Source organism: Sediminicoccus rosea (assembly GCF_033547095.1).
Lineage (GTDB): Bacteria > Pseudomonadota > Alphaproteobacteria > Acetobacterales > Acetobacteraceae > Roseococcus > Roseococcus rosea.
Genome location: NZ_CP137852.1, coordinates 1297009 through 1317452, shown reverse-complemented (window position 1 = coordinate 1317452; position 20444 = coordinate 1297009). Strand labels below are relative to the sequence as shown.

The following is a 20444-nucleotide window of genomic DNA, read 5'->3' as shown; positions in this document are numbered from 1 at the left end:
GCCTAGCTCTCCCCGAACAGCGACATCTGCGCATTGGCCGGCTTCTTGGGCTGGGCGTTCTGCCAAGCCTCGAAGCGCATCTTCGCCAGCTTCGCGGCGTCACGAACGGTCTGGCTGTGACCGCGACGCTCGAACCATTCCAGCAGCGGGCGGAGCGCCGGGTGCGGCTTGAAGTTCAGGTTGCGCAGCGTGTCGTTCGCGTCGAGGCCGCTGCCGGTGTGGCAAGCACCGATGAGGACCATCGCCTGATCGTAATCGCTATCGAGCTTTCGCTTCTGGCGCTTATGCCACGACTGCGCGATCTCAAGCGGTGGCGTCATATGGTAGACCTTGGCTTTCTCGGTGCACCATCCGCGTGTCTCGAATTCATCAGGCGTGCTGCCTGTGCCGCGGAGGAATTTCTGCATCTGATCGCGCTTCTGCTCGGCACTGTCGTTAAAGATGCGGAGGAATTGGCGCGTATAGGGCTCTGCATCGACGGGCGGGATATCGGCTGTGTTGCCGCCCTCATCGATGATCTGATTGATGCCAAGGATCGCTTCCTTGACGCTGATCGCTTCGCCCTCGTTCTTGAACACCTGGCCATAGTGGCGGGAGAAATACTCCAGCGCCTTGCCTCGCTTGATGACCGCGAGGTCGGCCGCCGGAAGCCCCTCCTGCGCATGCCCCTCCAGGAGGTTCTGCAGCTGCTTCACATCCTGAAGCACCTCGCGGCGCATGCGCGCCCAAGACACCGGCGTGGGCGCTTCTATGCGCTTCCGACAGACATGGATGATGTCGTACTCGATCGTCTTGCTACCGAATTCGCCCTCGCCCTTCGTCTCATCAGAGCGGATGGGATAGGTGGCTTCCAGATAGAAGCCGGCATCGAAGAGTGATTCGAGTACGGCGACCCAGGGATCGTCCTCGCTATGGTGGAAGGTAAATGCGAGGGTGCCACCGGGCTTCAGAACGCGATGCGCCTCGCGCCAGGCCTGCGTGAGCAGCCGCTGGTAAAAAGCATCTGCTTCGCCTTCTTCAGGCTGACGCGCGCGGTTCGCGACCGCTTCCAACGTCTTCGGCGTATACTCTGGCTGAAATTCTCGTGGATACTGATTCTTTAGAGCAAGCCGTAGCCACACGTGAAAAAAATCTGCCAGCTCTGAATAATGTAAAAGTCCGCCGAAAGGAGGGTCGGTAACAACGATATCGACAGACGAGTCATGTCGATCTGATAAGTCGGTTGCAGATCGCGCCTCGATTTTCGCAGAACCTAACGCATCGCCGGGCTCAACGCGGAAGCTTTTGCCGCTGATCGCCGCTGCAAGCTCGGGTTTCTGGCGCTTCAGATATTCGGCAACGACTGGTTCCCATGGCGCGTCCGCCCATGCGCGTCCCTCGATCAATGGCTCCCAAGCAGATCGCCAAACTCCGTACCCGACTGGCGAAAATACGCCAACTTCGATAACAGTCGATTTTGGATGATAATTATTATTGGAAAGGGCTGGAGCATAGTGATCGCGCGCCACATGCCAAAATGAGAATAGGCATTGATTGCGAAGGTACTGCTGGAATGCGCCCAAAACGTACTCGCGAGTTTCACTATCATATTTTCCAACAGTCATTATAGCTTTAAGCAATTGAGTATGGACCAGCAGCTGTCTCGGACTAAACATGGTCCACCAGTGCGTGAAGCCATGATTTGGTACACCGCCTTGGAGATGGTGCGTCATGAAGCCGTAGGGCAGCTCCGAACGAGGCCACCATTCGGCGAGGTCACCGTCTCGACGGGACGCCCATTCAGCTACAGCGGCATCGTAGCGCTGCTGCGCCGCAACATCGAAGGGAAGGAAAAACCTTCCGTTGTAGGCGGCACCGTTCCTCGCTAGCGCGGGCGAGTATCCCTGAATAGCATATCCTCCCAGCGGTCCGGTCTTTTTAGATGCTTTCACCGTCGCTAAAACGTCTTGCACCGTGCCGCAAGCGGCACACGTGTAGGCAGATTTCTTCGGCACAGTACCGCCAGCGTCGCCAACACGAATTTCTTCGCCCGTAAGCGGATGAATAAATACTTCGGGCCAATCTTTTACAGTCTTCTTGATTCCAGTTTTCTTATCTGTCCGCTCAAAGACGGACATACCGCGCAATTCAATTAGTCCAGAATTTTCTGCGCGCACGGCATCCCAGCGCCGTGTGCTGGCCGCGTCATCTTGCGCTGAACCTCCGTAAGCTTGACCAGCCGCATCGAACTGAGGCGCACCCGTTATCCAGTTCGGATCGACGATGAGCGCGAGCTCGACTTTCTTGTTCTCTCCCTTGCCGTTCAGTTTGATCTGCTCAGCATTGCCGCAATGCGGACATTTCACCCGTCCAGCCCGGTCCGGAACCGCGAAAGCGCATTCGCCAGGCGCGAGCGCCAGTGGTGCATCAGGCGCCATGCGCGCCGGCTCGTTTTCAATGTCGAAAGCCTGGCTGCAAGCAACACACACGTGTGGCCAGCGCTTCACCGTCAGCGTCTTCACCGCCATGATGTTGCTGGACATGATCGGCGTGCGGTGACCGCAGCCAGTCACCTGACAAGGCCCATGTTTCGCCCAGAAGGTGTAAATCGCCTCCGGCCCGGCGTAGGAGAAGCCTTTCCGCTCATCCGGCGTCAGCCTCAGCGGATCAAAGTCGTCACCCATGACCTTGCCATCGGCCAGTCGCGTCCAGACTCCCTTCTCCCCGCCCGGACCTTCGCAGGCATAGAAGGGCATGATCTGCGGCTTCACCTCGGCCTCGACATCGGCCAGCAACCGCTTCACCGCGTCGAGGTCAGGCTTCGCGAATTCCTGCTTCACGACGAACCAGGCTACAGGGTTGAGATCCACGCCAGACATCTGCATGCCAAGGCGCGATCCCTCCACCAGCGTGGTGCCACCGCCCATGAAGATGTCCGCCACCTTCAGGTGCTTCAGCGCACCCTTCTTCTGGTGGTTGGCGTAGTAGGCCTCCCACACTGCCTTCGCGGCCTGGGCCGGGTCGTCCGGCGCCTTCATCGCGCTGGCCAGCAGCATGGCGCGGAACACCGAGGACCGTCGGCGCGCCCACCACTTCGACATCTGGTAGATCGGCTTGCCGGCATTCCCTTCAATCTGGGCGATCTGATTGATCGCCAGGATCGGGAAATCCACCTCGATGCAGGTCTTCGGTCGATTGGGATCGGAGAAGTCTACGGTCTCCACCGCCATGGGGCGGCCGGCACCGACAGCCTTCGCAATCTCCTGGGCGAGTTTGTCTTTGGGCGAAACAGTGGCGCCTTCACGTGGCATTCGAAGAATCCTGAAGTCTGAGTTCAATGAAGGGCGACAAGGCTTCGAGCAGCGTCAGACCACCATGGCTAAGGCTGGCGTTGCCGCCCGGCACCGGCCACTTCCGCCGGCCGAGGGGCAGGCGTACCCGTGACTGCCGGCCATCCACCGCCAGGGCAAGCGGTGGGGACCACGCGCCCGTCTCGCCATCCGCGGCCGTACGCCCCCCGCCGAAGACGCCACGGAGCCACGTCTTCTGGTCGTCGTGGGTGTCCTGAAAGCTGCCGATATGGGCGTAGCCGTGGTCGGAGGTGACCAGCAGCCGCCGTCCCGTGGCGAGGCGGCGCAGGAAGGCCCAGAAGGCTGCGTCGGCGAAGGTCTCATCGGCGTTCTTGGCGAGGGCCTGGAAGCTGCTGCCGCTGTGGAACCGGGTGTCGGGCCATGCGTGCCAGAACAGCCACCGCGGCTCCGCTTTCACCAGCGCGGCGCAATCCGCCCAGGGCAGGTCGGCCACCTCGGTGGTGGCTCCACCGAGACGAAAACCGCCAGGCGGGTGGTTGTTGGCGAGCGTGCCGCGGCTGCTCACCCCCAAGGCCTGGGCGAAGGCATTGGTGTCCCCCGGCAGTTCAGCGCCCGTCGCCTCTACGCTGGCGACAGCGAAGCCATGAGCTGCCGCGCCCTCACGCAGCAGCGGAAGCTCGCGCAGTGATAGCCCGTCCAGGATCAGCACCGCGGCACCGGCACCTGGTGGAATTGCACCCCACCATTCGATCAGGCGATCAGCCGTGCGCGGCATGGCGGCGCCGAACTCCGCCCAGAGATCCCAACCGGCACCGGCCATCCAGGCGTCGAGCGCGCGCAAGCCCTCGTCGCGCAGCCGCGCGGCCGCATCGAACGGCTTGCCCTGGCCGGCCGTGTCGCAGACATGAAGTGCATGCTCCGTGATCGCAGCCCAGGCTTCCGCCGGTGTCGCTTCCTGGAGCTGGCGCAACAGCGGAAGGGGCAGCGTCATGCTGGGCCGTCCTCGCGATCCAGCGCGAGGCCATAGATCATCCCGTCCGGCAGTTTCTCCAGCAGCTTCTTGAGCTGAGCCCCGGTCGCGGCCTCGAGCGTGATAGTCACGGACTGGACCGGCGTGGCGGGTGTGATCGACCACATCTCAAGCTGGCCAGCGAGGTTGAGGCCCGATGTGGGTTTGGGGGCCTCCAGCCGTATCCGGGGCTTTGGCGGTGCGGTGCCGCTGCCACCGAAGATCCCGGCGCCGCCGTTACCGAAGAGGTTGCCAGGGGGGCCTTCGCCGAAGCCGGGCTGCGGGGTGCCGCCACCGGGCGGCGGTGACGTCGTTCCGCCAGGGTTGCCGCCTGGTGGCGGGGCAGTACCGGCGCCGCCAGGCCCTGCCCCAGGCGGCGGCGTTGCACCGGGCGTGGCGCCATTGCCCGTGCCGGGCTGCGGTGCCGCGCCATGGGTGGCAGCGCCTGCGCCCGGCAGGCCGAGGATGACCTCCTCCAACTGCTTGCCGTCCGGCAGTTTGCCGCGCAGGCGCGTGTAGGCGTCTTTGATCTCTTCGCCGGGCCGACGCTCCAGGCGCTCCCGATCCTGCACGTTGATCGTGATCTTGCCCTGCGCGCAGACGGAGATGAGCTTCTCCTTCATCAGCGCGTCACCGAGCCAAGGGATCGTATCGGCCGGCGCTGGGCGCGGCTCCTTAAGCTCGTCGAGCACCTTCTTGACCGAGGCCGCCCCTTTGGCAGCCTCGATAGCGTAATCGGCGAAGGCTTCCGGCTCGAACAGGTCAGTGGCGATGACTTCGTCCATCGCCTTCGGAATTTCGCTACCGCGGACCTTCAGTTTTTCCTCGGTGAAGCGAGACTTCGCGGGCGTCTGATTGTCCCAGGCCGCGAGGATGGCGAAGCGGTCGTAGCGGTCCTTCAGCGCGTCCCGCAGCAGCTTCTGGTACTTGGTCCGCAGCTTGCCGTACTCGGGGCCCTGGCCTTGCCATTCCGTCGCTTTGACCACGGCACGTGCGTGGAAGAGCAGTGTCGGGTCAGTAAACAACGGTGGTGCATCGGCGCGCGGCAAGAGGAAGCGCACGGCGTTCCGGCGCTGCTGGAGATGATCCTTCAGCCATTGAGCCAGCCGCTCACTGAGGCGATCCGGCGTCTCCGGCAGCACGAGGATAGGGATGCGGTTGTCCCACATCCCAGGCTTGTCCTCGTCGGCAAGCGCGGTCCAGGGGTCTGCGAGCCAGGTCTTGGGCAGAGCGATAACGCGGAATGGCAAGGGGACGCCAGGATCGCCGTAAATGACGTAGCGGAGCTCCTTCGCGAGATGGGCCTCGTCCTCCCCACCGGCGAAGAGCTTCGGGTTGCGTGCCGCTGCCTTCAGCTTCGCCTCGGCGTTCTCCTCCTCACGGAAGACAAGCCGATCGCCAACCTCATGAAGGTTGAAGCTGTTGTCGAGAATGGTGTCGAGCTCGGCTGGGAAGGCGTTGGCATCGAGGACGACGTCGCGCGTGCAATCGATCTGAAGCTGCGTCCGCGTGGCGCCCACCGTCTTTTCTGCAGCGATGGAACGCAACCACAGCGATGCGATGACGTCATCCAAATGGGGGACGTCTTTGGCGGGATTATCTACCGCTTCCGTCACGGCCTCGAGGTTGCGGCGCGCCTTGTCTCGAAGGGCGCGATGCTGCGGGTTGTTCACCGAGTCCAGGAGTGGACCGATGCCGCTTTCCTCATTGTCGATCTGGAAGTCAGCCGCGGTCAGCACGGGAATCACGCTCCCGCGGCTTTTGAACAGGCCCGCCAGGATTTTGACGAGATCGCGATTGTACTGCGCGGACGTGGCGACGAGGATCTGGTCGTCGAGCAGCTGCAGCAGGTGCGGCGCAAATGGCCATGCCTCGATGAAGTCCTGGCGCGCTGCGGCATGGTGTGAAGATGGGATTTCGGCGAGCCGGAGGTACTCGGCTATGTGTGTGGCGGTGAGCGCATTGATGTCAGTGTCAGCCACCTGCAAGCGGTTCTCGAAGAGCCGGTGCAGCAGCAACCGGCGCCGATCGCGCTTCGCGTAGGCGCCACTGAAGTTGAGCAGAACCGGGTTGATGCGCTGGACCTGTTTGAACGCATCCGAATCGCCGTTCCGAATGGAAATGACAAGCAGGAAGATGTCAGGCCTCTGCGCGCTGATCTCCGAGAGGATTTGGATGAAGTTGAATGCCCAGGTCTTGTGAGGCTTGTTCGGCGCATCAACAAGACCATCGAACCAGGTCTGGAACTCGTCGAGGATCAATGCCGTTGGGCGCTGTTCGAACATCTTGAGCAGCAGGTCCATCGACGGGACCTGCGTCTTGGGGCCGCCGCCATGTTCCCACGCGCCGCGGTATGTTTTGCCGTCCGGATGTTGATCGAAGAGCACATCCCAAAGGAAAGGAAAGCGCTGCTGGTGCAGGCTTGCTGTAACGACCTCCAGCCCCGACCTAAGCGGCAAGCTGGCCAGAGACGCATCGCCCAACACGTGAGCCCAATGCGACAGCCATGCTGAGGCCGCCGTTCCGTCTTTCAGCGCGTGATAGAGCGCACCCAGCAGGTGCGACTTGCCAAGGCCGCGCTCGCCCATGAGCGCTATAGGATGGCTTTGGCCCGGCGCGGCAGCACGCAGCATGCCGATTAGGTCGGTGGTGGGGTAGGTGATCTCTAGAAAATCTGGCGCCGGAAGCTGGGTAGCGCCGGTCTTCTTGGGGTTTGTCAGGTCAATCTGGGTCCCCTGAAGTATTTTCCCTCGAAATTCGAGCCGAAGGCTTAGTCCCAGCATTCTTTTTTAGCCCCTACGGCGATTCGGACGGCATTGCCCTTTTGTAGACGGCGGGCGATTTCTAAAGCGAGACTGGACCGCCATCCGTCGCGCTTGAATCACGCACCATGCAAAGCCATGCTACTTATTGCAGCACAGAAATGCCAGAGCTACCGTGCCGACGCGCCCTAGTCCCAAGCGCCGATGCTAATCTGTTGCTCCCACTCCACCGGAAACGGCTCCATCAGCCCGGGCAGCGTCATCCCTTCGGGCTGTCCCCCATCCAGGATCGCCTCGACAACGTGAGGCGCCAGCAGCGTTAGGCGTAGGAGGCGCGAGACATAGGACGAGTTGATCTTCTCCGCCGCCGCCAGCTCGTTGATCGTGCCGTAGCGGCCCGCCTCCATCATCCGCCGCCACCGGAACGCCCGGGCCAGCGCCTTCACCAACGTGATGTCCGCAGTCGAGGACCCCCGGTTCGTGGTGCTGACAGGCGCGATCATCAGCTTCCGCCCGCCCCGCGGCTTCCGTCCCGCCAGCGGCACCCGGACGGTCAGCATCTGCGCGGCGCCGGTCATGCTGCAACCCTCGCGGTTTCGACCGGCGTTGCCGCCAGGTCCCGCGCCAGGCTCGCCAGCCCCTCCAGCTTGAGCCGCACGTCGGCGCCGCCCGCCCCGATGTCCACGCGGTCGACCAGGAGCCGAATGACGCGCGCCTGCTCTGCGGGGAAGAGTTCATCCCACAGCGGGTCGAATCGCTCCAGCGCCAGCCGAGCCTCGTCTTCCGTCATATCCGGCGCCGCGGCCCGTGCCGCGCGCCAGGCGCCCAATACCACCTCCGGCTGGCGCAGCAGCCCCCGGACCTGCGCGATGACCGCGCCCTCGATCTCCGCGGCGGAAATGCGCGCGATGGCCGGGCCGTCCGCGGCGCCGCCCTTCAGCACCGACTGGCTGACATAGTAGCGGTATTGCTGGCCGCGGCGCCCCCGCGCGTGGGTGGGCGACATGGCCCGCCCGTCGCTGCCGAAGATCAGCCCGCGCAGCAGCGAAGGCGTCTGGCAGCGGGTGCGGTTGGCGCGTGTCTTCGGGCTGATCGAGAGCAGGGCGTGCGCCGCGTCCCACATCGCCTGCGGCACGATGGCGGCATGCTCGCCGGGATGCGACTTCCCCTTGTGCATCGCCTCGCCGAGATAGGTCCGGTTGTTCAACACGCGATACACGTCGCTCTTGGTGAAGGCGCGGCCGCGCTTCGTGGCGGCGCCCTCGGCACGCAGCGCCTGAACCAGCTTCGTGCCGGATTCCGTCTCGACGAAGCCTTCGAAGATTCGGCGCACCAGTCCCGCCTCCGCCTCGTTCACCAGCAGCTTGCGGTCCTTGGCGTCGTAGCCGAGTGGCACGAAGCCCCCCATCCAGATTCCTCGCGCCCGTGACGCCGCCACCTTGTCGCGGATGCGCTCGCCGATGACCTCCCGTTCGAACTGGGCAAAGCTCAGCAGGATGTTCAGCGTGAGCCGCCCCATGCTGGTCGTCGTGTTGAAGCTCTGCGTCACTGACACAAAGGTCACGCTGTTCGCGTCGAACACCTCCACCAGCTTGGCGAAGTCCATCAGCGCGCGCGACAGCCGGTCGATCTTGTAGACCACCACCACGTCGATCAGCCCGCGCTCGATGTCGGCCAGCAGGCGGCGCAGTGAAGGCCGCTCCAGCGTGCCTCCAGACACGCCGCCATCGTCGTAGCGGTCCGGTACCAGCACCCAGCCTTCCGACCGCTGGCTGGTGATATAGGCTTCGCAGGCCTCGCGCTGCGCATCGAGCGAGTTGAACTCCATGTCGAGCCCTTCCTCGCTCGACTTGCGCGTGTAAACGGCGGCGCGGATCTTCCTTACCGTGGCCGGCATCGCAGCGTCGGCGGCTGGCTTGCGCTTCATGCCGTGCCCCTCCGGTTTTTTAGGCCAAAGAACAGCCAGCCATTCCAGCGCGTGCCGGTGATCGCCCGCGCGATGGACGAAAGCGACTGGTAGGGGCGCCCCTGATACTCATAGCCGTCGTGGAGCACGGTCACGCTGTGCTCGACGCCCTGGTACTCGCGGATCAGGCGCGTGCCGGTGATCGGCTTGTCGTCGCCGCGGATACGGCGGAGGACGGGGTTGCCGCCATCGAGTTGTTCGCCCAGGGCCTCGAGGCGCTGGATGGTCTGTGGCTTCAGGCCGCCATAGGCCAGCTCCTGGATCCGGTAGGCCAGGCGGCTTTCCAGGAAGCGCCGGTTGTAGGGAGGCGGCTCCGCCGCGAAGAGTTCCCGCCACTGCTGCTTCAGGTCCGGCGTGGTGGTTGTCTTCAACGCAGCCAGCCGGACCAGCACGTCGGCCGGCGGAATGGCGGGGATGGTCGGCGCCGGCGGGGTGCCGGGTTTGGATTTGGTGGCGCGTGTCATGCGGGTCTCCGGTTGGTCCGGTTCGCATCCAGGCGCTGAGGGGACGGGAAGTGTAGGCCGCGCTCTCCCAGCTCAGCAGCCTCGCGCGCAGCTTCCTCGGCAGCGCGGCTCCGCAGCCGCACGAGGCCGGCGGCCAGGATGCTGCAGACCTCGCGGAGGTGCGGCGGGAGGTGGGGATTGGCCGCAGGGCGGAGGGGTTCACTTGCCACCCCCAGCATTTACCCAGGCACGCGGGAATCCGTCTCACGGGGCGTAGATTCGATTCGACAGACGCACGCCTGGGTTGATAGAACACATTACGAACACGTTGCGTGGAGTCCAGGTTGGCGAAGAATGTCGGGAACTTTGTGAATCGCGCATTCATGCGCACCGTGGACCTCGACTTGCTGCGGGAACTCTTGACGCCACACGCAGCCGCCATCGATCTCGCGTGGGACACCCTGCCGGCCGACGATGCGAAGTGCCGGGGCGCACTTTTCGATCTCTTCAAGAACAACGGCAGTAAGTTCCCGGACGCTCTTTTGGACGCCCTCCACTGCATCCTGATCCTCGCCAACCCCAACGGCCAGGCGGCGCTGGAAGAAACCGCAGCACGGTTCGGCGTCCAGCTCGTGCCCGAGGCAGACGTGGACGCGCCCGACGACGGGCGTAATTTGACGCCCCGGCACTTGGCGTTGATCGCCTACCTCCATCACCGGCAGATTTTCGACAAGGCCGTGCATCGGCATGCGTTTTTTGCGCCCTCGCCGCTTCGGCTTGTCGGAGCCCGCCGCGGCGTTCCCTCGCGTCACGACGACCCTGACGCTCAGGAAGCGTTCCGCGCAGCCTGCTCGACATTCTTCGCCCGTCGCTACCAGGGACGAATCTGCGACCCTTACTGGTATCCTGAGGCCGGCCTGGTGAAAGTCATCGTCGAGCATGGCATGAGCGCGGTAACCACCACCGTTGAGGAGAATGGGGAACAGAAGGTCCGCACCATCCGCGAGATGACGCTGGACACGATCTGCTATGAACCGGCCACCGGCCATATAAAGGTGAGCGCCCGCACCGCAGTCGAGCGCCGCGAGCTCGCAAACCTGTTTGCGCAGCACCTGCTCGGCGAACCCGATTTCTTCAAGAACCCATCCAGCCAACGGCTGTTCACCTTGCGCCCCATCCAGCAGAAGGGTGCGGCCTGGGAGTTCAGGAATGACTGGGACGACGACCTGAAGGAGGTGTTCGTCAAGGAGATCGAGATCGATGAGGCGGACCCCGAGCGGAGCGGCCGTGGCGGCTCGCCCTGGCACCTCACCATGTGGGACAACGAAAACGCCCTCTCGCGGCTCTACGAGATGATGCCCGGCATCGATCTCGCCACCCTTCGGATCAGCCATGTGAAGCTGCTGCTGCGCTTTGATGTAGACGGTCAGCGACGAGACGTATTGGTGACCATCCGTCCTCATAATGTGGCCAGCTTCCGTGACCACATGTTCGAGGCCCGAATTTTCGAGCACCTGCGCCAGAATGGATTCAGCCAAGCCCCCCCGCCTCTGCTGCTTGCTGCTGCAGCAGCTTGATCAGCATCCCATACGCGCCATCAGCGCCGCGGATGTCGAGCCGTTCGGCGACGCCGTTGCAGAGTATCGTCGCCTGCAGCTGCTTCGGTTTCGCCGGGCGCCGGACGATCTCGATCTGAGCTTCGTCACCGTCAGCGAGCACGGGGATGCTGTCATCGAAAGCGGCGCGCACGATGGCAGCCGTTGGCTCGACGTCAACTTCCGGGCCGTCGGGCTGCAGATCCGGCGATCCTCGCAGCTGGCCGGACCGCCTCTCGAGAAGCTCAGCGACAAGGTCATCCATCTCGGGCAGTTCGCGGATGATCCCCATCGGCGCGTCTTCTACTTCGTTCGCCTCCTGACAGACGCCAACGCCATCGAACTCGCCATTTCGCTGAAGGGCCGGGCCGGCTCGGCGTCACCTGTGATTCTGACCCCGACAGCGCGTCATCTCGGCTTGGACGTCACGCGCCGGATCACCCTGGAAGGCGTGACCATCGCCGCCGCATCAGAACTGCTGGACGATGAGGCCACCTTGCCTTTGGCTTTGGTGCTGGCCCCTGTTGGGATGTCCGCCGAACTGCCGCCGGATGCGCTCGAGATTTCTGAGCATGGCTTCACGGCCCGATATCACCGGAAAATGCTGAAGTTGGAGCCGCGGGACTTCCGTGTGTTGTTAGAGTTGGCGCGTGAAGCCGGAACAGACGGCGGCTTCGTACCTGGGGAAGATCTCCTCACAGCCCTTGCAGAAGGCAAGGTCCATGACGCGCTTCCCCAAGGGGAGCAGGTCACGGGCTCGGTTAGCCGCCTGCGGAACGCGCTCGGCTCCGCCGCCGGTCTGGAACGTGCGGCGGCACAGAAGCTCATACAGAACGACCGGAAGGGCGGATACAGGCTCGCGATCGAGCCGGGAAAGATCTTTCTCGCCTGACCGGCGGGCGGTCCACTGGGCGCCCGATAGACTACCGATAGGAACCGATAGACTGCCGAAAGGCCAGGACGCGCGTCGTCCACGAGGCTGTCCCCATCGCCACCCGATGGACAGGACCAGCCGATGCCCTTCACCCCCACCCGCGCCGAAATCCATGCCCTGCAGCGCAGCGCCGACCGCGTCGCCCTGCGCATCATCCGCACCTGCCGCATTCCGCGCCATGAGCAGGAGGACCTCCGCCAGGACCTGCTGACGGACCTCTTCGCCCGATTGAAGGGCTTCGATCCGGCCCGCGGCGACCTCGGCGCCTTCGCCGCCGCCTGCATTGACCACCGCGCCATCCGCCTCACCGAGCGCATCCTGCGCGGCCGCGCCACCATGGCCCCGATCTCGCTCGACGACCCGCAGCCCGGCGGCGAGGGCCTGACCATCGGTGACAGCATCGCCGAGGCGGACGGCTATGCCGCCTGGCTGGGCCAGCCGACCGAGGCCTTCGCGGCGGTGGAGCGCCGCATCGACCTCGATCGGGCGTTGGGCACGCTGCCGGCGGAGACCCTCCCCCTCTGCGCCGAACTGACAGAGCGCTCCCCGCACGAGCTGGCCAAGGCCAGCCCAACGTCGCGCGCCACCCTCTACCGCCACCTGCGCGAGCTGCGGCTCCGCCTGCTCGTCGCCGGCATCCCGGCAGCAGCGTGAGACGGATTTGCGAGAGGCTGGGTAATACTCAACATGGACAGCACGATCACTGGCTTCCGCTCTGCGGAGCCGCCGCTCACCGAGACGATGTTCTGCGCCTGGTTCGGCTCCGCCGTGCCTGGTGATCGCATCGTCTATCACCGCGGCTTCCTGGCGGTCGACGCCTCGCCGCTCACCTCGACGGTGCCGGACGCCGAGCGTCGCGCTCTTCTGCGCATCGCCGAACGCGCCCTGCAGCTGGCCGAGGACGGGCTGGTGCATCTCGTCCAGCGCCGCATGGGCGAAAGCGACTTCACCTACCTCGCTATCGCCCGGCCGCGCGCCCGAAGCCGTGCTGGCACGCTGGCCTCCGTCCTAGCGGCGGCCAAGCCGACGAGCATCGCGGCGTGACGGCACCCACCCCTGATGCGGGTGCCGCGCCCGGCACCCTCTCCATCGCCCGCAACCAGGAGAACGGCATGACGCCGCGGACCCCGCTTGACCATCTGCGTGAGAAGCTCTGGCTGAAGATGCTGCCCGACAGCATCGAGGTGCCGACCGGCACGGGCGGCAGCCCGGTCATGACCAAGCCGATCGCGCAGGCGACAGTGGACGACGTGGCCTTCGCCGCCGAGGCGCTGTTTCGCCAGTCGGTCGCGCTGCATCGCAAGGCCGACGCGCTGCGGCAGATCCACGACCTGGCGCGCCGCGCCGGCGCCGTCGGCACGGTCAATGCGACGGCCGCCGCCGCCCGCATCGTGGACAGCGCGGAATGAGCGCCCCTTTCGCGCAGGCGCCGGGGCGCGGCTTCCGGATTATCACTGCCGACGAGCGCCAGGCTGAGCCTCGCGGTGTCAAAGCCTGCATCTTTGGGGGGAGCGGCCAAGGCAAGACCAGCCTGCTCTGGACCCTGCTCGCCAGCACCACGCTCTTCATGGACCTCGAGGCCGGTGATCTCGCGGTCGAGGGCTGGGGTGGCGACACGATCCGCCCGCGCACCTGGCAGGAATGCCGCGACTTCGCCGCCTTCATAGGCGGCCCGAACCCGGCGCTGCGCGACGACCAGCCCTATTCCCCGGCGCACTACGCCGCCGTCTGCGAGCAGTTCGGCGATCCCGCCCTGCTCACCCGCTACGAGACGGTGTTCATCGACAGCATCACCGTCGCGGGCCGCCTCTGCTTCCAGTGGTGCCGCGGCCAGCCCGAGGCCTTCGCGGAGAAGACCGGCAAGCCGGACATCCGCGGCGCCTACGGTCTGCACGGGCGCGAGATGATCGCCTGGCTGACCCATCTGCAGCACACGCGCGGCAAGAACATCATCTTCGTCGGGATCCTCGACGAGAAGCTCGACGACTTCAACCGCAAGGTCTTCGTGCCGCAGATCGACGGCAGCAAGACCGGCCTCGAGCTGCCCGGCATCGTCGATGAGGTGCTCACGCTGGCGGCGATCAAAGACGAGGCCGGCGCGCTCCGCCGCTCGTTGATCTGCCAGACGCTGAACCCCTGGGGCTATCCCGCGAAGGACCGCAGCGGTCGGCTCGACCTGGTCGAAGAGCCGCATCTCGGCCGGCTGTTCGAGAAGATCCGAGGCCCTGCGCGCCCCGTCGCCGAACGTCTCGCACTGCCTCCGCCGCCGCTCGCGCTGGCCGCCCCATCCGACACCCCGAACACCTGATCCGAGGAGATCCCGCATGGCTTCCTGGAACGACTACAACGACGCCTCGCAGAACCCGAACCTGATCCCCAAGGGCACCATCGCCAAGGTGCGCCTCACCATCCGCCCCGGCGGCTTCGACGATCCGAGCCAGGGCTGGACGGGTGGCTACGCCACCCGCGGCAGCACCGGCGCCGTCTACCTCAATGGTGAGTTCACCGTGCTGGAGGGGCCCTACGCGAAGCGGAAGATCTTCACGCTGATCGGCCTCTACAGCCCGAAGGGTCCGGACTGGGGAAATATGGGCCGCAGCTTCGTGCGCGGCATGCTGAACTCGGCCCGGGGCATCTCCGACAAGGATGCCTCGCCGCAGGCCCAGGCCGCGCGGCGGATCGGCGGCTTCGCGGACCTCGAGGGCCTGGAGTTCCTCGCCAAGATCGACACCGGCACCGACGCCAATGGCGAGGCGAAGAACGAAATCCGCATGGCGGTGACGCCTGAGCACCGGGCCTACGCCGCCGCCATGGGGCCGCACGCGGCGGCCCCCGGGCCCGCCTATACGCCGCCGGCCCAGACCTATGCCCCGCCGCCCGCGGCCCCGACGCAGGGCGCCTTCCCTGCCGCCGTGCCGCGCAACTCGCCGGCGGCTGGTGCCGACAATCGCCCCGCCTGGGCGCGCTGAGGGAGGGCTGCACCAGCATGATGCTCCGCCCCCGCCAGAAGCTCTTCGTCGAGCGCAGCCTCCGTGCGCTCGGCGAGCACGGCAACACCCTCGGCGTCGCCCCGACCGGCGCCGGCAAGACGATCATGCTGTCGGCGGCGGTGGGTGAGCATATCGGCAGCGGCGCCGCGAAGGCTGCGGTCCTCGCGCATCGGGATGAGCTGACGGCGCAAAACCTGGCGAAGTTCCGCCGCTTGAACCCGGGCGTCACCACCTCGGTGGTTGACGCCGGTCAGAAGTCTTGGGGCGGCCAGGTTACCTTCGCCATGGTGCCGACCCTGACCCGCCAGGCGAACCTCGAGGCGATGCCGGCGCTGGACCTGCTGGTGATCGACGAGGCGCACCACGCTGTCGCCGACAGCTATCGCCGGATCATCGACCGCGCCTTGGATCGCAACCCGGCCTGCCGCATCTATGGCGTCACGGCCACACCGAACCGCGGCGACAAGATTGGGCTGCGCCAGGTCTTCTCGAACGTCGCCGACCAGATCCGGCTCGGCGAGCTGATCGCCTCCGGCCACCTGGTGCCACCGCGCACCTTCATCATCGATGTCGGCGTCGAGGATGAGCTCCGCGCCGTCCGGCGCAGCGGCGACGATTTCGACATGGGCGAGGTCGCCCGCGTGATGGACACGGTGCCGGTCACCGACGCGGTCGTGAAGCACTGGCAGGAGAAGGCTGGCGGCCGCCAGACCGTGGCCTTTTGCTCCACCATCGGCCACGCCGAGCACGTCGCTGCCGCCTTCAATGCGGCCGGCGTCCCCACCGTCATGGTGACCGGCGACATGCCGGAGGGCGAACGACGCTCCGTCCTGGCCGCTTATGCCAGGGGCGAGGCGCGCATCGTCGTCAATGTCGCGGTGCTGACCGAGGGCTGGGACCACCCGCCCACCTCCTGCGTCGTGCTGCTGCGGCCGAGCTCGTTCAAGTGCACGATGATCCAGATGGTGGGCCGCGGGCTGCGCACCGTGGATCCCAGCGAGCATCCCGGCATCGTCAAGCGCGACTGCATCGTCCTTGACTTCGGCACATCCTCGCAGATCCACGGCTGCCTTGAGCAGGACGTCGATCTCGACAGCCAGCCCGGCGAGGGCGAGCCACCCACCAAGACCTGCCCCTCCTGCGATGCCGAGGTGCCGATCGCGGTGATGGAGTGCCCGATCTGCGGCCACGCCTTCGAGCCCAGCGGGCGCGAGACGGCGCCGCTCACCGACTTCATCATGACGGAGATCGATCTGCTCCGCCGCTCCGCCTTCCAGTGGTGCGACCTGTTCGGTGACGATGCCGCGCTGCTGGCCAATGGGTTCAACGGCTGGGCGGGCATCTTCTTCCTGAACGGCGCCTGGCACGCGGTCGGCGCGGCGAAGGAGGAGCGGCCGCGGCTGTTGTCTATCGGGGAGCGGCTGGTGGCGCTGGCCGCGGCGGACGACTGGCTGAACGCCTACGAGACGGACGAGAGCGCCCACAAGAGCCGGCGCTGGCTGCGGGAGCCGCCGACCGAACGCCAGCTGATCCATCTGCCCCCGGCGGCACGGGCCGATCTCGGCATGACCCGGTACCAGGCCTCGGCGCTGCTGACCTTCAAGTTCAACCGCCAGGCCATCCAGCATCTCGTGCGCAGCGCCCAGCCCGCGGCGCTGGGGCAGGCCGCATGATCGATGGCCCGCTCCCCGGAACCGCCCTGCGCCGTCTGCTCCCGCCCGGCGCGTGGCTTTGGCTGGTTCGACCCGGCGCCGCGGAAGAGGCCGCGGCCCTCGGTCTGCTTCTGCTGCATCGCCTGCCAGAGCTTCTGGTCGCGCTTGGCGGGGAGGTCGTCCGCCATGGTTGACCTCACCGAGCAGGAGAAGGCCGCGATGCGCGCCGCCATGCGCCGTGTCGCGGAGACGATGGCCGAGATCGGCTGGGGCACCCGCTTCCAGGAGCTGAGCGAGGCGCAGGTGCTCACCCTGATCGAGGTCGCCGTCGGCGGCTTCCAGGAGGCGATGCAGGCGATCGCCCGGCATGACGCGGCGGCGGAGGTGCCCTTCTGATGCTCGACTTCAACAGCCGCAGCCAGACCTCAACGCATGTGAATGCCGCCATCGACGCGGCGCTGGTCGCCTCCAATCAGGCAGCGCCGCCCCGCAGCTACCTGGGTGGGTCGCGCCTCGGCCATGCCTGCGAACGGGCGCTGCAGTTCGAGTTCGTACAAGCGCCGAAGGATGAGGGCGCCGACTTCGACGGGCGCCTGCTGCGCATCTTTGGGATCGGCCACGCGCTGGAGGACGTGGCCGTCGCCTGGCTCCGGGGTGCCCGCTTCGATCTCTACACCCGCCGCGGTGGTGGCGAGCATGGCGAGCAGTTCGGCTTCTCGGTCGCCGGCGGTCGCATCCGCGGCCATGTGGACGGCGTCTTCGCCGGCGGCCCGACCATCCCTGGCATGGCGTTCCCGGCGCTGTGGGAATGCAAGACCATGAACGCCAAGGCCTGGCGCGAGACGTCGAGCAAGGGCGTCGCGGCAGCCAAGCCGATCTACGCGGCGCAGATCGCGGTCTACCAGGCCTACATGGACGCCAGCGTTCCTGGCGTGGCGGACAACCCGGCGCTCTTCACCGCCATCAACAAGGACACCGCGGAGCTGCACCACGAGCTGGTGCCGTTCAACGCCGAGCTGGCGCAGCGCATGTCGGATCGGGCCGTGCGCATCCTGGCCGCGACGGATGCTGGCGAACTACTCCCCCGCGTTGCCGCCCAGGCCGACCATTTCGAGTGCCGCTTCTGCCCCTGGGCCAAGCGCTGCTGGGCGCAGCCTGCATGACCGCATGGGGCGACTTCAACGATGCCGTGCCGCTGCCGGACGATAGCGCGGGCGAGATTCCCAGCGGTGGGCAGATCGCCGTCGATCGACTTCCCAGCGATGGGGAGTCGACGCTGCCTGCTTGCGGCTACCTCGCGCCGGACATCGAGCAGATCGCCGCCTTCCTCGACGTGGTGTTTGGCTATTGCGACGGGCTGATCCCCGTCCGCGGCTTTGTCGACCAGGGCCAGGGACTCGACACCAAGCCGCACAACATCTGGGTCCCGGCCGACCGGCACGCCGCAGCATCCCTCAGCGCCTATGCCACCTGGGCAGCGCGCGAAGGCAGCGCCGTCTATGTCATCCCCGGCACCGTCGCCGAGCAGGGCCAGGCCCGCGCCGAGCATGTGCTGCAGATGCAGACCGTGGCGGTCGACCTCGACGCCGGCGACATCGCCGCCAAGCTGGCGCATCTCGTCCACCATCTCGGTGCGCCCACCCTCCTGGTCGAAAGCGGCGGCCGCACCGCCGAGGGTGCCGCCAAGCTGCACGCCTGGTGGCGGCTCACCGAGCCGGCCGAGGGTGAGGACCTAGCGCGGGTATGCGCGCTGCGGGGGGAGATCGCGGAGAAGGTTGGTGGCGATCTTCATTTCCGCTCCGCGCACCAGCCGATCCGGGTGCCCGGCACTGTCCACCAGAAGCATGGCGTGCAGCGGCGCGTCACGATCCGGGAGCACCACCCCAGGGTCGAGGTGGAGCTCCCCGACTTTGCCGCGGCGGTCGCGGCCATGCCCACCATACCGGGTCTGGAGGCACCCACCGCTGCCCCTGGCGCCAACCGCCCCGGCCTCGATGACGTCCTGACCACCCCGGTGCGGGAAGGCGCTCAGGACGCCTGGACCCGATTCCAGGGCGCCAGCGCCGCCATCGGCCACTTTGTCCGCATGGTCCACGAGGGCCGCATCACCGGCGACGAGGGCTGGGAGGCGATCTGCCAATACAACGCCGCCTGCCTCCGCCCGGCGTGGCCGCTGGACCGCCTCAAAGTCGAGGCGGACAGCATCTGGGCACTGCATGTCGATCGGAACGGGCCGCCCCTGCTCCGTGCTACGGCCCCGCCGCCCAGCACCATCCCGGCGCACACCCTCGGCGTGCTGCTCGACGACACCTCCCCGATGCCCGACGACCTGATCGGGCCTCGCCTGCTGACCCCGGGCGGAATGCTAGTCCTCGGCGGCGCGCCAAAGGTCGGCAAATCCGACTTCCTGATCAGCCTGCTGGTGCACGCCGCCGCCGGCGCCCCATTCCTGCGCTTCACGGCACCGCGCCCGCTGCGGGTGTTCTATCTGCAGGCTGAGATCCAGTACCACTACCTGCGTGAGCGCCTGCAGCAACTCCGGCTCGACCCCGCCGTTGTGGCCCGCGCGCGCGACACCCTCGTCGTCACCCCGAAGCTGCGCATGCTGCTCGACGACCAGGGCGTGCCGCTCGTCGCGACTGCCATCCGCGCCGCATTCCCCGACGCGCCGCCGGACATCATCTGCATCGACCCCATCCGCAACCTCTTCGATGGCGGGCCCGCGGGCGAAGGGGAGAACGACAACGCGGCGATGATGTTCTTCCTGCAGAGCCGGGTCGAGGCGCTGCGCGACCAGGTCGCCCCCGAGGCGGGCATCATCCTCGCCCACCACACGAAGAAGCTCAGCAAGCAGCAGGTGAAGGACGATCCCTTCCTGTCCCTCTCCGGCGCGAGCGCGCTGCGCGGCTACTACACCTCGGGCGCCATCCTGTTCCGCCCCGACGAGGAACAGACTGAACGCGAGCTGCATGTCGAACTCCGCAATGGCCCGGGCCTCGAGCCGATGTTAGTCGACAAACGCGGTGGCGCCTGGGTCGAGCTCGACCGGACGGGCGAGCGCCTGGTCAGGAAAGACATCGGCCGCAAGCTCGATGCCGAGCGCACGCGCCGCCACGACGTAATCCTGCGCCTCATCGCCGAGGAGGCGGAGGAAGGCCGGCTCTGCACCGCCAACGCCTTCGCGTCGAAATTCGAGAACAAGCGCGGGCTCGGCGGCAAGGACAACATCCGCGAGCGGATCGGTGTCCTGGCCATGAAGGGCTACATCAAGTACCGGCGCGAAGCGCGCGACCTCGGGCAGCCATACACTAAGTCGAAGAACGGCTATCTCGTTGTCCAGGACATGCTCCTCGGCACCGGCGAGGAGGCCATCGATCCGGAGACCGGCGAGATCATCCCGGCCACCGTGCGGGTGCTCCCGAGCCACTTCCAGTGCCCCCGGAGCGAGGCGCTGCTCGAGGTCGAGAACCCCGAGGTGTGGGTGCTGCACGACCCCGAGGAGCCCGTCTAATGGCCCTCTCGATGCGCCTCCGCACTGACCGAAACTGCTCCCGAAACTGCGCAGTTTCGGTCCGAATCTGCTCCCCTACCAAAACTGCGAAACTGCTTTTCGTCAATCAGATCAACGGCTTCTGGCCGAAAGCAGTTTCGCGTAACGAATCTGTCCGAAACTGCTCCGAATCTGCTTTTTCTGATTTGAAATCAGCGACTTGGAGCAGATTGGCAGATTCGGTTTTTCGCCTCCCCCCTACGGGGGGTGTGCGTGCGCGCCTCAACGGCGCGCGCACACCACACCTCGGGCG

Annotated in this window: 17 protein-coding genes; 11 read left to right on the top strand and 6 right to left on the bottom strand. The window is 66.1% G+C overall.

The features are described 5' to 3' along the window. Window positions 1-2: 2 nt before the first annotated feature. The 6 genes from R9Z33_RS06285 to R9Z33_RS06260 form a co-directional block, all read right to left on the bottom strand. The gene (locus R9Z33_RS06285) at window positions 3-3290 is read right to left on the bottom strand and encodes a DUF1156 domain-containing protein (protein WP_318650453.1); all 3288 of its coding nucleotides are present in this window, start codon (window positions 3288-3290) and stop codon (window positions 3-5) included. Beyond that, window positions 3280-4281, bottom strand: a complete 1002-nt coding sequence (locus R9Z33_RS06280) for a hypothetical protein (protein ID WP_318650452.1) — start codon at window positions 4279-4281, stop codon at window positions 3280-3282. The genes R9Z33_RS06285 and R9Z33_RS06280 overlap by 11 nt, the downstream gene beginning before the upstream one ends. Continuing rightward, window positions 4278-6932 (bottom strand): hypothetical protein, encoded by a 2655-nt coding sequence (locus R9Z33_RS06275; RefSeq protein WP_318650451.1) that lies wholly within the window; start codon window positions 6930-6932, stop codon window positions 4278-4280. Before R9Z33_RS06275 ends, R9Z33_RS06280 begins: the two co-directional genes overlap by 4 nt. Window positions 6933-7249: 317 nt before the next feature. Continuing rightward, window positions 7250-7639 (bottom strand): hypothetical protein, encoded by a 390-nt coding sequence (locus tag R9Z33_RS06270; RefSeq protein WP_318650450.1) that lies wholly within the window; start codon window positions 7637-7639, stop codon window positions 7250-7252. After that, complete coding sequence (locus tag R9Z33_RS06265) at window positions 7636-8988, bottom strand: recombinase family protein (protein WP_318650449.1); 1353 nt, start codon at window positions 8986-8988, stop codon at window positions 7636-7638. The genes R9Z33_RS06270 and R9Z33_RS06265 overlap by 4 nt, the downstream gene beginning before the upstream one ends. Next, the gene (locus tag R9Z33_RS06260; RefSeq protein WP_318650448.1) at window positions 8985-9491 is read right to left on the bottom strand and encodes a DUF2924 domain-containing protein; all 507 of its coding nucleotides are present in this window, start codon (window positions 9489-9491) and stop codon (window positions 8985-8987) included. Before R9Z33_RS06260 ends, R9Z33_RS06265 begins: the two co-directional genes overlap by 4 nt. Before the next feature lie 323 nt (window positions 9492-9814). Here R9Z33_RS06260 and R9Z33_RS06255 point away from each other — a divergent pair, with 323 nt between their 5' ends. From R9Z33_RS06255 to R9Z33_RS06205, 11 genes are all read left to right on the top strand, one after another. Beyond that, window positions 9815-11047, top strand: coding sequence for a hypothetical protein (locus tag R9Z33_RS06255; RefSeq protein WP_318650447.1), 1233 nt, complete (start codon window positions 9815-9817; stop codon window positions 11045-11047). Continuing rightward, window positions 11028-11957, top strand: a complete 930-nt coding sequence (locus R9Z33_RS06250; RefSeq protein WP_318650446.1) for a hypothetical protein — start codon at window positions 11028-11030, stop codon at window positions 11955-11957. The genes R9Z33_RS06255 and R9Z33_RS06250 overlap by 20 nt, the downstream gene beginning before the upstream one ends. Window positions 11958-12080: 123 nt before the next feature. Continuing rightward, on the top strand, window positions 12081-12653 hold the full coding sequence (locus R9Z33_RS06245; protein WP_318650445.1) for a sigma factor: 573 nt from the start codon (window positions 12081-12083) through the stop codon (window positions 12651-12653). Between the two features lie 33 nt (window positions 12654-12686). Then, entirely contained in the window at window positions 12687-13043 is a 357-nt protein-coding gene (locus R9Z33_RS06240) for a hypothetical protein (RefSeq protein WP_318650444.1), read from the top strand. Further along, entirely contained in the window at window positions 13040-13408 is a 369-nt protein-coding gene (locus R9Z33_RS06235) for a hypothetical protein (RefSeq protein WP_318650443.1), read from the top strand. Before R9Z33_RS06240 ends, R9Z33_RS06235 begins: the two co-directional genes overlap by 4 nt. After that, on the top strand, window positions 13405-14307 hold the full coding sequence (locus R9Z33_RS06230; RefSeq protein WP_318650442.1) for an ATP-binding protein: 903 nt from the start codon (window positions 13405-13407) through the stop codon (window positions 14305-14307). The genes R9Z33_RS06235 and R9Z33_RS06230 overlap by 4 nt, the downstream gene beginning before the upstream one ends. Before the next feature lie 16 nt (window positions 14308-14323). After that, window positions 14324-14968, top strand: a complete 645-nt coding sequence (locus R9Z33_RS06225; RefSeq protein WP_318650441.1) for a hypothetical protein — start codon at window positions 14324-14326, stop codon at window positions 14966-14968. Between the two features lie 20 nt (window positions 14969-14988). Continuing rightward, a complete protein-coding gene (locus R9Z33_RS06220) occupies window positions 14989-16662 on the top strand; it encodes a DEAD/DEAH box helicase (protein WP_318650440.1) in 1674 nt (557 codons plus the stop codon). A 165-nt stretch (window positions 16663-16827) separates the two neighbouring features. Next, the gene (locus R9Z33_RS06215) at window positions 16828-17037 is read left to right on the top strand and encodes a DUF6511 domain-containing protein (RefSeq protein ID WP_318647594.1); all 210 of its coding nucleotides are present in this window, start codon (window positions 16828-16830) and stop codon (window positions 17035-17037) included. Further along, window positions 17037-17804 carry a hypothetical protein gene (locus R9Z33_RS06210; RefSeq protein ID WP_318650439.1) on the top strand — a complete coding sequence of 256 codons (768 nt, stop codon included), beginning with the start codon at window positions 17037-17039 and terminating at the stop codon, window positions 17802-17804. Before R9Z33_RS06215 ends, R9Z33_RS06210 begins: the two co-directional genes overlap by 1 nt. Then, complete coding sequence (locus R9Z33_RS06205) at window positions 17756-20152, top strand: AAA family ATPase (RefSeq protein ID WP_318650438.1); 2397 nt, start codon at window positions 17756-17758, stop codon at window positions 20150-20152. The genes R9Z33_RS06210 and R9Z33_RS06205 overlap by 49 nt, the downstream gene beginning before the upstream one ends. The last annotated feature ends 292 nt before the right edge of the window (window positions 20153-20444 follow it).

Coding starts and splice junctions, on each gene's coding strand:
- R9Z33_RS06245 (WP_318650445.1), top strand. CDS start 12,081: ATGCCCTTCACCCCCACCCGCGCCGAAATCCATGCCCTGCAGCGCAGC.
- R9Z33_RS06265 (WP_318650449.1), bottom strand. CDS start 8,988: ATGAAGCGCAAGCCAGCCGCCGACGCTGCGATGCCGGCCACGGTAAGG.
- R9Z33_RS06240 (WP_318650444.1), top strand. CDS start 12,687: ATGGACAGCACGATCACTGGCTTCCGCTCTGCGGAGCCGCCGCTCACC.
- R9Z33_RS06260 (WP_318650448.1), bottom strand. CDS start 9,491: ATGACACGCGCCACCAAATCCAAACCCGGCACCCCGCCGGCGCCGACC.
- R9Z33_RS06210 (WP_318650439.1), top strand. CDS start 17,037: ATGCTCGACTTCAACAGCCGCAGCCAGACCTCAACGCATGTGAATGCC.
- R9Z33_RS06285 (WP_318650453.1), bottom strand. CDS start 3,290: ATGCCACGTGAAGGCGCCACTGTTTCGCCCAAAGACAAACTCGCCCAG.
- R9Z33_RS06280 (WP_318650452.1), bottom strand. CDS start 4,281: ATGACGCTGCCCCTTCCGCTGTTGCGCCAGCTCCAGGAAGCGACACCG.
- R9Z33_RS06230 (WP_318650442.1), top strand. CDS start 13,405: ATGAGCGCCCCTTTCGCGCAGGCGCCGGGGCGCGGCTTCCGGATTATC.
- R9Z33_RS06270 (WP_318650450.1), bottom strand. CDS start 7,639: ATGACCGGCGCCGCGCAGATGCTGACCGTCCGGGTGCCGCTGGCGGGA.
- R9Z33_RS06220 (WP_318650440.1), top strand. CDS start 14,989: ATGCTCCGCCCCCGCCAGAAGCTCTTCGTCGAGCGCAGCCTCCGTGCG.
- R9Z33_RS06225 (WP_318650441.1), top strand. CDS start 14,324: ATGGCTTCCTGGAACGACTACAACGACGCCTCGCAGAACCCGAACCTG.
- R9Z33_RS06215 (WP_318647594.1), top strand. CDS start 16,828: ATGGTTGACCTCACCGAGCAGGAGAAGGCCGCGATGCGCGCCGCCATG.
- R9Z33_RS06275 (WP_318650451.1), bottom strand. CDS start 6,932: ATGCTGCGTGCTGCCGCGCCGGGCCAAAGCCATCCTATAGCGCTCATG.